This window comes from Nocardioides lacusdianchii (assembly GCF_020102855.1).
Classification (GTDB): Bacteria; Actinomycetota; Actinomycetes; order Propionibacteriales; family Nocardioidaceae; genus Nocardioides; species Nocardioides lacusdianchii.
The window spans coordinates 25,192-38,460 of record NZ_JADHZD010000003.1 but is presented as its reverse complement, the minus strand read 5'-3'; the positions used below and the strand labels follow the sequence as shown (position 1 = coordinate 38,460).

The window sequence follows — 13,269 nt, the reverse complement described above, 5'->3', positions numbered from 1 at the left end:
ATGTCCCTGACGGCGGTCTCTGGTCTTCTGCTTGGGCTCGCGCTTGGTGGCAGCATCCTGCTCCTGGCCGCGGCCCTGATGGGGTGGCGGCCTCCGACACGGACGCGAGCCAGCAAGGGTCGCGGGAACGCGCTGTGGGGCAGCGCGGCCCGTCGACGTGCGCTCATCGCGCTCGGCGTCGCGGTGCTGGTCGCGGTCCTCACCAGGTGGCCCGTAGCCGCAGGCGCGGCCGCCGCGGTGATCTACCTGTGGCCCACAATGTTCGGCGGCGGCAAGACCGCGACCGGGCAGGTCGAGCGGGTCGAGGCCTTGGCCACGTGGACCGAGTCGCTGCGTGATTCCATCGCCGGGTCGGTGGGACTCGAGGACGCGATCCGGCACTCCCTGACTGCCGCACCGCCAGTGCTCCAGCCGGCGCTCCAGCGGCTCGAGGGACGTCTGCGAGTGCAGATCCCGCTCACCCAGGCGCTGGCTGCGTTCGCGGAGGAGTTCGAGGACTCCTCCGCCGACCTGGTCGTGGCGGCACTGATCCTCAACTCCAAGCTGCGCGGCCCGGGCCTGGTGGCCACCCTCACCGCCCTGGCGAGCGCGGCACGCGAGGAGGTCGACATGCGACGTCGGATCGAGGAGGGCCGCAAGAGTCTGCGCCGGACCGCGTTGATCATCGTCGGTGCCACCGCGATCTTCGCGGGCGGGATGGCGGTGTTCTCCCGCGACTACGTCGCCCCGTACTCCACTCCGCTGGGCCAGTTGATGCTCGCGGTCGTGCTCGCGGTCTTCGCCGGTGGCCTGATGTGGATCAGGTCCGCGGCGAACCTGCGCCCGCCTGAGCGGTTCTTGGTCGGTGTCGACCAGGTCGACGCGGCGTTGCAGCCCGGGCTTGCTGGAGGTGGGACCCGATGACGTTCGGGCTTCTCCTCGGTGCCGCCCTGGGCGCCTCGCTGTGCCTGCTGGTGTTCGCTCTGGTGCCGCCCCGGCCGGCGTTGGCCAGCGTCGTGGGCCGGTGGGAGCGGCAGCGGGCCCGCCAGGCCGCAGTCGTTGAGCTCGACGTCGACGACACCAGCTGGCAGGGCCGGCTCGGGCGTTGGCTGGTTGCGCAGCTCGCGCAACGGGGCATCACGCTCGGCAAGCTGCGCGCCGACCTCGAGCTGACCGACTACACCCTCGAGGGGCACTTGGTCCGCAAGATGACCTACGGGCTGCTCGGGCTGCTGCTGCCGACGATCTTGACCGTCACCATGATGGCGGTCGGGGTGACCCCTCCGCTGACGGTGCCGGCGGTCGGTGGCCTCGCGCTCGGTGCACTGTTCTTCTGGGTACCCGACCTGTCGGTCGTCCAGGCGGCTGAGCAGCGGCGGCACGAGCTGCGTCGGGCGTTGTCGTGCTACCTCGACCTGGTGGCGATGTCGCTGGCCGGTGGCCGCGGCATCCCCGAGGCTCTGCCCACGGCGGCGCGGATCGGCACGGGATGGGCTTTCGAGCTGCTGCGCTCGACGATCGACCGCGCCCGCCTGGTCGGAGACACCCCATGGGCGGCGCTAGCCGACCTGGGCAAGCGCACAGGCATGCAGGAGCTCCAGGACCTGGGCGGGGCTTTGATGCTGGTCGCCGACGACGGCGCCAAGGTCCGCCAGTCGCTGACGGCCCGAGCCTCCACCCAACGACGCCGCCAGCTGGCCGAGGCCGAGGGCGCCGCGGCCAAGGCGGATCAGTCCATGGAGATGGCGCAGGTGGTGCTGTTCATCGGCTTCGTGCTCTTCCTTGGGTTCCCCGCGGTCGTCGCGGTGATGGGGATCTGAGCAATGGCCGGCGTCCTGTCACTTCAGACCTCGCTGTGGGACTTGCCCCCAGCGAGCAACAACAACTTCCCGGGCGCTTGGGCGTCTGGGCAAACAGAAAGGTAAGCCGATGGTTCTCAACTCTCCCGAGGTCCAGATGCTGCGCACCTACATGAGTGTGCTGGCGTCATCCCTCAGCGGCGGTCGTGAGCGTGACGAGCGCGGCGAGATCGCCCAGACGGTCATCATCGTGGCGATTCTGGCGGCGGCCGCGATCGCAATCTGCACCATCATCGTCACCAAGTTCACCAACAAGGCGAACACCATCCCGACCGAGTGACCACCGATTGGTGACCAGGCTCTGACTTCGAGGGAGGGATTCGCGGGTGAAGCGGCAGATGAGGGGACCAGGAGACCATGACGAGCGCGGGGCAATGTCCCTAGCGCAGGTCGTCATCACCGCGCCCGCGCTGCTGTTCCTGCTCATGCTCATCGTGCAGTTCGGGCTGATGTTCCATGCCCGCAACATCGCGGAGCAGGCGGCCCAGGAAGGTGCCGCCGTGGCACGTCGCTTCGATGGGACCCAGACTCAGGGTCGCGAGAGGGCGCTCCAGCTGCTCACCGCCGTGGGGGAGGGCACCCTCAAGGACCGTGACGTCACCGCCAGGCGGACCGCCGACACCGCCTCGGTCACCGTCACGGGCACGGTCGTGTCGGTGGTGCCGGGCTTCTCGCTGTCGGTATCGGAGAGTGCCTCAGGTCCGGTCGAGAAGTATGTGCCTCCGGTGGACAACCCATGATCCGCTGGCGTCTGGGCCGCCGTGATGAGCGGGGGGTGTCAGCGATCGAGCTGACTCTGATCGCGCCGGTGCTCATGGTGGTCTTGCTGTTCGTGGTCGGTTTGGGACGGATGGCGCATGCGCGGCAACAGATCGAGGCTGTCGCCGCCGATTCGGCTCGAGCCGCGTCTTTGGAGCGCAATACCAGTCAGTCCGCCCATGCCGCCGAGGTCGCTGCCGCCCAATCGCTAGGAGACGCCGGGGTCAGCTGCACCAACCTCAACGTGGACGTGGACTTGTCGAGCTACCAGCCCGGTGGCCGCGTCACGGTCACCGTGTCCTGCAAGACCAAGCTCAGTGACGTGGCTCTGGCCGGCTTCCCCGGCAGCCGCGTGTTCTCCGCGACCTCGGTGGTCCCGATCGAGACGTACCGCGGTGGCTGAGGCAAAGGGGGGAACGACATGACGGTCTCGGACACCATGCGGCGACCGCCGCGGCGACAGGATGAGCGTGGGGCCGCGACCATCTTCGTGGTCCTGTTCACCGTGGCGCTGCTCGCGGTCGCAGGGCTGGTCATCGACGGCGGGTACGCCCTCGGCGCCAAGCGCGAGGCGATGAACAACGCAGAGCAGGCCGCGCGGGCCGGGGCCGACGCCCTCAACCAGGGTGCCCTTCGGGACGGGCAGACCATGGTCGACCCGGGGCGGGCGGTCAACGCCGCACAGGCCTACCTGGCGTTGGTGGGCGCGCAGGGAACCGTTGATATCGCCGGCGGTGAAGTCACCGTCACCGTCACGGGACAGCAGGACACCAAGCTGCTCTCCGCGGTCGGGGTGGGCTCCATCCCGGTCAAGGCGACCGCCACTGCGCTCTCGATCGACGAGGACGACTAAAGCGGGCCGTGTGCGCCACGGCGTGCCAGGAGACAGCCTGTTCGACAGAGAGGACAACAACGATGCGACACATCAAGGCACTGCTAGCAGGGGGCGTGTTGGCTGCCCTCGTTGTCGGCCCGCCGTGGGCGCTGCTCCGATACATCGGCAACCCTTGGCCGGCCGAGGGCGTCTCGCTGTCGGCGCCGCTCACCGATGGCGCGATCGTTGGCCTTCTTGCCGTCGTCGTGTGGATCTTGTGGGCCCAGCTGATGGCATGCATCGCCGTGGAGGCGATGGCCGCCCTCACCGACGATCGTGTCCGGCTCGAGGTGCCCTTCGCGCTCGGTGTGCAGCAGCACCTCGCGCGGCGACTCATCACCGCTGTGGTCATCGCGACCGTGGCTACGCCCGTCGCCGCCGGCGTCGCTACAGCGGCGACGGCCAGCGGTGGGGCTCTCACGACAAACAGCGCCACACCCGCTGCCAGCTCCAGTGGTGCTCACGCGCAGGTGGCTGCAGCCGAGCAGGATCGAGGTCGGGCCAGTGAGGACACCTCGCAGCAGCAGCGGGAACACGGCACTGCCCAGGTGACGGTGATGCGGCTGGACTCGCTGTGGTCCATCGCGGAACGCCACCTAGGCGACGGTGCTCGGTGGCCAGAGATCGCAGAGCTCAACAGAGGGCTCACCATGAACGACGGCAGCACCTTCGTGGCTGCGGATCACATCAAGCCAGGCTGGGAACTGCGCGTGCCGGCCGAAGGCGCGGGGCCCGACATGGGCGCGGTCACCGTGCGACCGGGCGACACCCTGTCGGAGATCGCGCGGGAGACCACCGGCGACGCGGACAACTGGGAGGCGCTCTACAAGGCCAATGAGGACGTGGTCGGAGGCGACCCGGACCTGATTCGTCCCGGTCAGGTGCTCGTGTTGCCGGGCGCCGGTGCCGTCAATCCAATCGAGGATCATCTTCCGCAGTCCCGGGGGCGTCAGCGGGACGACGCGGACGGCTCAAGCGGCAACGCCATTGATGAGCGGCAAGGCGGGGCACACAGGGGCAGCACAGACCATGCGGCTGGCCAGGACCAGCCACCGGTTCCTTCGACGGCTCCTTCGGCCTCGGTTAGTCCGGCCGTCCCGCAGGCAGAGGTGGAGCAGGGAGACCCCCGCCTCTCGGAACAGGTCCCGGCCGAGGTCGGCGAGTCCGAGGACGAGGGTGAGATGACCGCGCTGCGGGCACTGCTTGCGAGCGCGGTATGTCTCTCAGTGGGTTCCTTGGGACTACTAGCAGCGAACCGTCGTCGTCAGTTCCGTAGCCGCCGGATCGGGCGGACGATCGCCTCGACGCCCGACGAGCTCACGGAGGTGGAGCAAGCACTGGTCGAAAGCGGCGCAAACGCACAAGCTGACGTCGAGTTCCTCGACCGGGCACTGCGGCACGTGTCCGCTTCTTGCAAGGCGACGGGCAGCCCTCTGCCACAGCTGGGAGCCGCAGTACTTGGCGAGGAAGACCTGACCCTGCTGTTCACCCACTCCGCCACCCGCGAGGTGCCAGGGGGTTGGACGGCCACCGAGGACGCGCGCGCGTGGATCCTGCCGCGCGAGACCTTCCTCGAGGAGGACCTGGAGACCCAGCCCGCTCCGTACCCCGCCCTCGTGAGCGTTGGACTGGACGAGAGCGGCCGCACCTGGATGGTCGACCTGGAGACGTTGGGCATGTGCGGCATCGGCGGCGAGCCGCAGCAGGTCGCCGACCTGATCCGCTTCATGGTGGCCGAGCTGGCCGTCAACGACTGGGCCGAGGGCTGCGAGGTGCTGCTGGCTGACGAGTTCGCGGCCGAGGCAATTCGCATGAACCCGGGACGGCTCCGTCAGGTCAAGCGGAGCGACGCCCTGGCCCGCGCTGCTGTGCTCACCAGCGAGATGGGTGAAGTCGAGCAGAACCTGAACGCCGACGTGCTGACCCGTCGGCGCGACGGGCTGCTCCTGGACACCGCCCACCCCGTGGTGATGGTCCTGGCCTCCCGACCCGAGGGCGAGTTCATCTCAGACATCGAACCTCGCGACCGGTCCCGAGTGGTGCTGGTGCACGGCGACGAGGAGTCCCCGGTGGTGGAACTGGGCCTCGACGGGATGGCGTTCCTGCCAATGTGGGGGATCAGTGTCAAGGCGTTCACGATCCAGCCGGAGCACGCGGCACCGATGGCGGACCTCCTCACCGCCACCCGCAACCTTGAGGACGAGCCGGTGCCGGCAACCCAGTCCGATGACGGACCGTTGGGCAAGTACGCCCGTGCCGACGGGGCGCTGCGCGAGGAGTACACCGAGCCCCGGCACACCGAGGGCAACGACCCGACCTCGCAGCTGCCTGAGGCCGATGAGATCTACATGGCGACGGGGGCAACGACCCCGGAGGACCTCGCCGCAGGGGCGCCCAGCGTTCCGGCGGAGATCCGCGCGGAGATCGATGCACTCGACCCGACCTTGGACCAGGACGTCGCCGATTGGTTCGACGAGTCCTCCTCGCGACCCAAGGTGCACCTGCTGGGACCGGTCGAGGTGACGTCGCTCAACGGAGGTGACCCAAGCGCCATCGGCAACCTCAGCGGCACCGTCTCCTTCATCGCCTATCTCGCCGTTCAGGACCACGGAGTGACAGCCGAGCGGGTCGCCGCTGCCTTCGGGTGGAAGACCCAGAAGACGGTCCAGAACCGCGCGACCAACGCCCGGTCGCTGCTGGGCACGCGACCCGACGGCACCGACTGGTTGCCGGACGCGAGCATGAGCGCAGGGGCCCGGCGAGGCACCAGCCCGACCTACGAGCTCGTCCGAGACTTCGATGGGGTGCTCACCAGCGCAGACTTGTTCGTGCGGCTGAAGTTCCGGGCTCAGAAGCGCGGCGACCACGGTTGCGAGGAGGACCTGCTGACCGCCCTATCCCTGGTCACCGGCGCCCCGTTTGAGGCCGCCAGCGAGCACCGTTTCAAGTGGCTCTTCCAGGCTGGCCAGCAGCGCCATGACGAGATCCTGGTCGGCGCAATCCATGACGCAGCCCACGTGCTCGCCACGCGAGCGATCGCGGAAGGTCGCACCGACCTGGTCCGGCTAGCCTGCGACGCGGCGCGGAAGGCCAGTCCGCACAGCGACATCCCCTGGCTGGATCAGGCCGCGGCGACCGAGGCAGAATCCGGCCGCGACGCCGCTGGCGAGCTGGTCCGGGAGAAGGTTCTCGACCTCTTCGACGAGGACCTCCCGCTGCGCTCGGAGACCATCGTTGAGCAACGGGAGTGGGGCGCCACCGGGTAGCCCCCGACCGGGCTCCTAACGCCTTCGGCCCCGTCCCACCCTCAACCGGGTGGGGCGGGGCCGAACGCTTTTCCAGGCCGGCGCTACCCCCTGCCGCCAAACTTTTTTCGCAGTTTTCATGTCGGGGAACGGTGGGGCCCGCACGGGGTCTGACCTGCGGTTTTGCGCGTTGGTGAGCGCGGTGGTGAGCGGCGCTGTCACCTCGTGGGGCATCGGCGGCGGCGTTGGTGAGCGAGGTGGTGAGGGGTTGGTTCTGCAGTAGGCGCGTCCTGCTCGCCTCTGCCCTCGGAGGACCGCCATGTCGGCCAGTCGCCCCGCCTACGAACTCACCCACGGCCCCACGTGCCCACCTGCCACCGAAGCGCCCCGGAGCGAGGGCCAGAACAACCGGGCCCAGAGCGCCTTGGCCACCTCGGTCGTCAGCAGCCTTGACCGGTCCGAGAAGTGGGCTCAGTGGCAGCAGGCAGAGCCGCGGCTGGTCGGGTTCGACAGCCTGGAGGAAGCACTCGAGGGGTGGCGTCGCCGCGACAATCGCTGCTACCAAGTGGTGGCCGGGTTGACCGCGCTGGGGTCGCGGCGCGGCGGCGATGACGACGACGCCGCCCTGGCGGTCGCGGTGCTACTCGAGGACGGGGTGAACCGGGTGGCCACCACCCTGACTGACGTGTGGGAGACCGACGACGTCAACACCACGGTGTGGGAGGAGGTCAAGGCAGCCGAGCCCCAGCTGGGCAGCCAAGCCGCCCGCTACCTGCTGCAGCGGGCCCGACAGCGGCTCAGCCGGCCGGCCGCAGGCATGGTTGCCCGGGTCAACACGACGTCCCTGGACGCGCGGGCCGGCACACAAGACGCGCCCAGCGAAGCAGGCCCGGACCGAGACCTCCTCATGGCGGTCCCCGCCGTCGAGGACCCGGTCGAGGACCTGACGGACCTGTTGACGTGGGCCACCGGGGTCGGGGTCATCGGCAGCGAGGACGTCGACCTGCTCCTAGAGCTTCTCGCCGAGGAGAACGGCGGCTTGGCACGCGAGGAGGCGCAGCGGCTCGTCGGCGAGCGGCACGGTGTGGCCATGCGGACGATCCGGCGTCGCCGGGACCGCGCGGCCGCACGGCTTCGTGATGCGGCTCCGAGGTACTTGGCCGAGATCGCCTGAGCACTCCGGTCCCGGAATTTCTTGAAGACTTCGCCGCTCCCTGTCCGATCCGGACAGGGAGCGGTTGCTGTTCCCCACATGAGCGAGCAGGCCAGAACAGTCACCGCCTCCGACCCGACCCCGGAGGTCGTCGCGCAGCTGCTGGACGTGGTAGCCGACCACAACGTCGACCACGCACTGTCCGACATGGAGCAGATGCTTGAACGCCTGCGGGCAGACGCAGCACAGGCCGCCGAGGCTCGTGCGGTGCTCCGCACCACCCCCGCCCCGGTACTGCGTGAGGCGCTGCGACTGCGGGCCGCCCGGATCGAGACAACGCGATGAAGACCAGCACCACGCCCCGGTACTCCGCCCGCGAGCTCCAGGCCGCGGCAGCGGCGCTCGCGGAGGGTCGCTTCTCGCCGACGACCTCTCGGGCAGGCGCCCCGGCAACGATCGACGACCAGCCAACCCAGCCGCACCGCCGCCCTGACGGCGCCGCCGACGAGGGCGAGCACCGCACCGAGCGCACCCCGGTCGAGACAGGCCCGGCGGCCATCTCCATCGGGTCGGCACCGCTGGTGCGGGTGCGAGCCGCCAACGCTGGTGCGGGCGCGTCGACGATCGCACTCGCGCTCGCCGACGTCGCCGACGCCGCAGGCATCCGAGCACGGGTGCTTGATGCGGCCACCCCGGCTTGGTCAGGACTCACGGGCGCCACCGTCACGGAGCTGGGAGCTGCCGAGGGCTGGCGCCGCGGCCGCCGAGGTGCCGGCGTGCTGATCGACCGCGTCGACGACCTCGTCCATATTCCGGCGCAGGTGCCCAGCCCGCGGCCTGCTGAAGGCGTCGACCTCACGGTGTTGGACGCCGGCTGGTCGATGCGTGAGCTGGCGGCCAGCGGAGCCGACACGTGGGTCTCAGCAACCCTCGCGCACGTCGAGGTCCTCGTGACCCGTCCACACGCGCTGGCGCTCAGTCAGAGCGAGGCTGCGCTGATCGACCTCGAGGACCAGCTGAACGCCGGCCTGGTCCTGGTCGTGGTCGTGGGCGCCAGCCGATGGAGCGATCGCGAGCTTGCGAGCGCCGGCCGGCTTCTTCGTGCCGCCCACCGACAGGACGCCGTGCTATTCGCGCCGCTGCTGTCCGCCAAGGCCCTGCCCGGCCTTGGCCCCGACCCGCTGCCCAAGCAGCTCACCAACCCCTCTCAGCGCCTGCTGGAGCGGATCACCACGATCACCGGGCCGCTGACGGCGAACCGGACCTGAAAGAAGGAGACACAGATGTACATCGAAGCAATCTCCGAGGTCGTCACCCAGGTGACGGCCCTCACCGGCGGCGCCATCCAGGCCGAAGGCATGGGCAACGTGTGCGCCAAGGCCCCCCAGGGCGTCCAGACCTACGCCAACGACGTCGTCGGGTGGATCAAGTGGGGTGTCATCGTCCTCATCATCGGCGCCGGCTTCGCCTCCGTGGGGATGATGGTCGCTGGCAAGATCAGCTCGAGCGGGCGCGCCGCTCAGATCGGTGCCTCAGGGATGTTCTGGACCGTGATCGGCGCGATCGCGTTCGTGACGATCTACGCCATCCTCAACGGCATCGTCGGGAACGGCTGCTGACATGCTGAGGCGTTCCCGCGACGTCTACCAGTCCAGGCTGGTCGACCCCGACATCGAGTGGAACCGTCGCAGGCTGCAGCTCGTGCTGGGGGTAGCCGCTGTCGTCGTCCTCGCCCTGGTGGCGGGCGGCGTGTGGTCGGTCGTAGGGATGCTCACCGGCTCCTCCACCGACAAGAGCACCGGGTCGGGGTCGGCACAGCCAGCCCACGACCAGCTCGCCGGCAAGCAGCTGCCCGAGGCGCCGCTGGAGGCCGCTCAGCCCGGAAGCCTGTCATCGGGCACCACCGGCACGCTCGAGATCCCTGCACCGATGGAGGTGGGGGAGTTGGGCGTGGCGACCGGGTTCCCGCACACCCCGGAAGGGGCGCTGGCCCAGCTGGCCGCGATCGATACGACCGCGCTGAGCTCCGCCTCAGTCCGGGTCGCCCAGGACGTCATCACGCAGTGGGCAACCCCGGGCGGTCCGACGCCCGAGAGCTGGACGGGTGTGCAGGCGGTGGCCGCACTGCTGGAGTCGGCTGGCATGTCCTCGGATGCCAAGAACACGATCACCATCGCTGCTGAGCCGAAGATGGGGTTCATCAAGGGCACGGTCGGAGATGACTTCGTTGTCCCGTGCATCGACTTCATCATCACCGCCACCATCGCGGGGGGACAGCCGCAACAGGTCGCGGCCGCCGACTGCCAGCGCATGGTCTGGCACGAGGGCCGCTGGATGATCGGCCCCGGTGATGAGCCCGCACCGGCTCCCTCGCTGTGGCCAGGCTCCCAGGCCTCCTTCGACGCCGGCTACCAGTGGCTGGAGGTGCCGCAGTCATGATGAGTCAGGCCATGGGTCATGTGGTGACCATCGTCCCGATGTTCAGCCTCAACCCCCTGAAGTGGCTCGGCGGCAAGGCCAAGGAAGCGTTGGCCGAGGGGTTCACCTCGATGATGATGGGCATCTGGTCGGCCGGAATGTGGCTGCTCAAGACGGCCTTCGGGCTGATCGACAACTTCACCCCCAACGTCGCCGACCCCGACCTGGGCAAGCTCTACTCGGTCACGTTGTGGGTCTCGTTGGTCATCGCCCTAGTGATGGCGTTCGGACAGATCGGCCTAGCGGTTCTGCGGCAGGACGGCCGCGGGTTCGGGACCCTTGCTGCAGGGGTCGTGCAGTACGGCGTCGTGCTGTCCTGCTGGGTAGGAGTTTCTGCGGGGCTCATCGCAGCCGCGTCCGGGCTCACCGAGGGCATCCTGGACACCCTGCTCGGCGTCGACAGCTTCTCCGGATACGCGGCCGGGGACGGGTTCGTTGACACTGTCTCGGGGAGCGTGGCGGCAGCCACGCTCGGGATCTGTTCGTTGTTCATCCTGATCCCGGCGGCCTTCGGGCACATGGTGATCATGATGGTGCGGTCCGCCGCGCTGCTGATCCTCGTTGCCACCATGCCGATCGCGGCCGCCGGAGCCTTGTCTGAGGGCACGAAGTCGTGGATGTGGAAGTCGATCCGCTGGTTCATCGCGTGCGTGCTGATGGAGCCGCTGTTGGCGCTGGTGCTGGGGGTGGGCACCCAGTTCGCTTGGGCAGGCATGCCCGACGGCAGCGGGAACGGGGCCTCCTCCAGCGCCGAGAACATCGGCATGTCCGTGATCGGGTCGATCATCATGTTGGTGGCCTGCTTCATGCCGATGGTGCTGTTCCGGCTGCTGGCCTTCGTCGACCCCGGCACCGCCTCGGGTGCCTCGTTCCGCTCGACGATGGACGCCAACGGCGGCGTTGCCGGCCTGGTGAAGGGCAAGGGCGCCGGCGCCCAGGCGGCCGGCTCGGGTTCCGGTGCCGCCAGCGAGACCTCTTCGGACGGGCGCACCACCTCGGAGAACGGCGCCGAGGCGGAGAACGCGAACCGTTGGCAGTCCTCGAAGATCTCCAAGGTCGGCGGCGCGGTCGGCGGCGTCGTCGCCGGCGCGATGGAGAAGACCGGAAAGGTCGCCCAAGCCGGCGCCTCGATGAGCGTCGACGTGCTGGGTCAGAGCGGGATCGGCAACCAGGGCTACTACCCCACCGAGCACCACCCCAAGCAGAGACGACAGGGCTCCCCGAAGCAGGGCTCGTCCCGACAGGGTCAGGAGCAGGGGCACACGTCGAAGCCTTTCAACGACACCAACGGCGACGGCATCGCCAACGACATCAAGCCCGTGGCCACAGAAGCCATTGAAGATGGAGCGTTCCTAGCATGAGCGTGTACGGAGCATCAGCGACGCGAGACAGGCAAGCCTGGCTCTTCGGGCTGACCGGCCCTCAGTTCTTCCTGATCCTGGCCGCCGGGTTCCCGACCTGGATGGCCATCGCCATCGGGCAGTGGGTGACGCTGCTCGTCCTCGTCCCGCTGTGGGGCGTGGTCGGTCTGTTGATCTGCCTGCCGATCCGCGGCCACTCGGCGTTCCAGTGGATCGGGGTCCTGTTCCGGCACTTGGCGGGGGCAGCGTTCGGGTGGTCGCGGTTCCAGTCCAAGGCCGCTGCCGGCGACCTCGACCTCGGCGACGGCGAGAACGACCAGGACGACGGCGACGCCGGGGAGGCGGACCTTCCCGGGATCTTGGCCGGCATCCAGATCCACGACGGCCCGCCGATGACGGGGCAGACCGCCCGGCCGGCGATCATCCAGAACCACGCGACTCGCACCTGGGCGGCCACCGCACGGATCGTCCACCCCGGTATCGGGATGAGCGACGACGCGGACCGGTTCCGCATGGGTGCCGGGCTGACCGAGATGATGGAGGCCGCCACCGCAGGCACTCAGATCGACCTGGTGGTGGTGCAGGTTCGCACCGTCCCCGACGATGGCACCGAGCGGGCCGAGTGGGTGCGTCACAACGCCCGCACCGACGAGCCGCGGGTCTCGGCCCAGGTCAACGACCAGCTCGATGCGATGACCGCCGGGGCGGCGGTGCGACGCGAAGCGTTCGTGACCGTGGTGGTTCGTGAGGACGTCATCAACAAGGACGCCAAGCGCGCCGGACGCGGCGTGATCGGTCGGGCGCGCATTCTGTACTCGGTGCTGGCAGAGGTCGAGGCCCGGCTGACCGGCTCGATCGGCTGCACGCGGGTGAACTGGCTCGACAGCTCCGAGCTCGCCGTGGCGATTCGCACCGGGTTCGAGCCAGGCGATGCGCCCGCGCTCGCGGACGCCGCGATCCACCACCGCGACAACCCCTCGATCGCGGCCGGTGTCCCGGTCGGCGCCGCAGGTCCCACCCATGCGTCGACAGCGCTGCGCTCCTACCGGCACGGTGAGTGGGAGTCGATCTCCTCCACCATCCTGCTGCCCCGCAAGGGTGCCCGGATGGGTGCACTGGCCCGGGTGCTGGTGCCTTCCCAGCCCGGAGAGCGACGCGCGCTGACCGTGTTCTACCGGCCGGTCTCACAGCAAGCCGCAGACCGGACCACCGGTCGCGCGCAGATGTCGGCGGTGATGGCCGGCACGCTGCGCGAGAAGGCCGGCGTGGTCGGGCGGGCCAAGGACCGGCATTCGGTCGGCAACCTGCACGAGCGCGACGAGAAGCTGGAGAGTGGCCGCTCCCTGGTCAGGGTGTCCTCCGCGGTGTCGGTGACGGTCCCGGCGGAGTGGAACGTGCAGGACTTCGGCCGCCGTCTCGACGCGTCGATCCGCATCAGTGGCTTCACACCTCTTCCTCTCGATGGGGCACACGACGCGGCGTTCGCCGTGTCCGCCATCCCCTTGGGGGCGGGCCTGCCCCGCAAGCGACGCTAACCCAGGGATCGGGGGGCGCTGCGCTC

General features: G+C 69.3%; 14 protein-coding genes. All 14 read left to right on the top strand.

Annotation, left to right across the window (positions count from 1 at the left end; translation table 11 throughout):
• The 14 genes from IRX98_RS04755 (at position 1) to IRX98_RS04690 (ending at position 13,243) form a co-directional block, all read left to right on the top strand.
• Positions 1-903 carry a type II secretion system F family protein gene (locus tag IRX98_RS04755; RefSeq protein ID WP_224274292.1) on the top strand — a complete coding sequence of 301 codons (903 nt, stop codon included), beginning with the start codon at positions 1-3 and terminating at the stop codon, positions 901-903.
• Positions 900-1,799, top strand: coding sequence for a type II secretion system F family protein (locus IRX98_RS04750; RefSeq protein ID WP_224274290.1), 900 nt, complete (start codon positions 900-902; stop codon positions 1,797-1,799). Before IRX98_RS04755 ends, IRX98_RS04750 begins: the two co-directional genes overlap by 4 nt.
• Before the next feature lie 136 nt (positions 1,800-1,935).
• Positions 1,936-2,118, top strand: coding sequence for a hypothetical protein (locus IRX98_RS04745; RefSeq protein WP_129479768.1), 183 nt, complete (start codon positions 1,936-1,938; stop codon positions 2,116-2,118).
• A gap of 94 nt (positions 2,119-2,212) precedes the next feature.
• The gene (locus IRX98_RS04740) at positions 2,213-2,578 is read left to right on the top strand and encodes a TadE family protein (protein ID WP_224274288.1); all 366 of its coding nucleotides are present in this window, start codon (positions 2,213-2,215) and stop codon (positions 2,576-2,578) included.
• A 35-nt stretch (positions 2,579-2,613) separates the two neighbouring features.
• Positions 2,614-3,000, top strand: coding sequence for a TadE/TadG family type IV pilus assembly protein (locus IRX98_RS04735; protein ID WP_308044398.1), 387 nt, complete (start codon positions 2,614-2,616; stop codon positions 2,998-3,000).
• A gap of 18 nt (positions 3,001-3,018) precedes the next feature.
• A complete protein-coding gene (locus IRX98_RS04730; protein WP_224274284.1) occupies positions 3,019-3,450 on the top strand; it encodes a TadE/TadG family type IV pilus assembly protein in 432 nt (143 codons plus the stop codon).
• Between the two features lie 62 nt (positions 3,451-3,512).
• Complete coding sequence (locus IRX98_RS04725; RefSeq protein ID WP_224274282.1) at positions 3,513-6,737, top strand: LysM peptidoglycan-binding domain-containing protein; 3,225 nt, start codon at positions 3,513-3,515, stop codon at positions 6,735-6,737.
• Between the two features lie 298 nt (positions 6,738-7,035).
• Complete coding sequence (locus tag IRX98_RS04720) at positions 7,036-7,890, top strand: hypothetical protein (RefSeq protein WP_224274280.1); 855 nt, start codon at positions 7,036-7,038, stop codon at positions 7,888-7,890.
• Positions 7,891-7,968: 78 nt separating this feature from the next.
• On the top strand, positions 7,969-8,214 hold the full coding sequence (locus tag IRX98_RS04715) for a hypothetical protein (RefSeq protein WP_224274279.1): 246 nt from the start codon (positions 7,969-7,971) through the stop codon (positions 8,212-8,214).
• A complete protein-coding gene (locus IRX98_RS04710) occupies positions 8,211-9,137 on the top strand; it encodes a hypothetical protein (protein WP_224274278.1) in 927 nt (308 codons plus the stop codon). The genes IRX98_RS04715 and IRX98_RS04710 overlap by 4 nt, the downstream gene beginning before the upstream one ends.
• Before the next feature lie 15 nt (positions 9,138-9,152).
• Positions 9,153-9,488: a hypothetical protein gene (locus tag IRX98_RS04705; RefSeq protein WP_129479752.1), complete on the top strand. Its 336-nt coding sequence runs from the start codon at positions 9,153-9,155 to the stop codon at positions 9,486-9,488.
• A gap of 1 nt (position 9,489) precedes the next feature.
• Positions 9,490-10,308 (top strand): DUF8175 domain-containg protein, encoded by an 819-nt coding sequence (locus IRX98_RS04700; protein WP_224274277.1) that lies wholly within the window; start codon positions 9,490-9,492, stop codon positions 10,306-10,308.
• 23 nt (positions 10,309-10,331) lie between these two features.
• A complete protein-coding gene (locus tag IRX98_RS04695; RefSeq protein WP_224274276.1) occupies positions 10,332-11,708 on the top strand; it encodes a TrbL/VirB6 family protein in 1,377 nt (458 codons plus the stop codon).
• Positions 11,705-13,243 (top strand): SCO6880 family protein, encoded by a 1,539-nt coding sequence (locus IRX98_RS04690; RefSeq protein WP_224274275.1) that lies wholly within the window; start codon positions 11,705-11,707, stop codon positions 13,241-13,243. Before IRX98_RS04695 ends, IRX98_RS04690 begins: the two co-directional genes overlap by 4 nt.
• The last annotated feature ends 26 nt before the right edge of the window (positions 13,244-13,269 follow it).

Bases quoted from the DNA above. Each gene is read 5' to 3' on its own strand.
- IRX98_RS04755 (WP_224274292.1), top strand. From the start codon at position 1: ATGTCCCTGACGGCGGTCTCTGGTCTTCTGCTTGGGCTCGCGCTTGGT.
- IRX98_RS04750 (WP_224274290.1), top strand. From the start codon at position 900: ATGACGTTCGGGCTTCTCCTCGGTGCCGCCCTGGGCGCCTCGCTGTGC.
- IRX98_RS04745 (WP_129479768.1), top strand. From the start codon at position 1,936: ATGCTGCGCACCTACATGAGTGTGCTGGCGTCATCCCTCAGCGGCGGT.
- IRX98_RS04740 (WP_224274288.1), top strand. From the start codon at position 2,213: ATGTCCCTAGCGCAGGTCGTCATCACCGCGCCCGCGCTGCTGTTCCTG.
- IRX98_RS04730 (WP_224274284.1), top strand. From the start codon at position 3,019: ATGACGGTCTCGGACACCATGCGGCGACCGCCGCGGCGACAGGATGAG.
- IRX98_RS04725 (WP_224274282.1), top strand. From the start codon at position 3,513: ATGCGACACATCAAGGCACTGCTAGCAGGGGGCGTGTTGGCTGCCCTC.
- IRX98_RS04720 (WP_224274280.1), top strand. From the start codon at position 7,036: ATGTCGGCCAGTCGCCCCGCCTACGAACTCACCCACGGCCCCACGTGC.
- IRX98_RS04715 (WP_224274279.1), top strand. From the start codon at position 7,969: ATGAGCGAGCAGGCCAGAACAGTCACCGCCTCCGACCCGACCCCGGAG.
- IRX98_RS04710 (WP_224274278.1), top strand. From the start codon at position 8,211: ATGAAGACCAGCACCACGCCCCGGTACTCCGCCCGCGAGCTCCAGGCC.
- IRX98_RS04705 (WP_129479752.1), top strand. From the start codon at position 9,153: ATGTACATCGAAGCAATCTCCGAGGTCGTCACCCAGGTGACGGCCCTC.
- IRX98_RS04700 (WP_224274277.1), top strand. From the start codon at position 9,490: ATGCTGAGGCGTTCCCGCGACGTCTACCAGTCCAGGCTGGTCGACCCC.
- IRX98_RS04690 (WP_224274275.1), top strand. From the start codon at position 11,705: ATGAGCGTGTACGGAGCATCAGCGACGCGAGACAGGCAAGCCTGGCTC.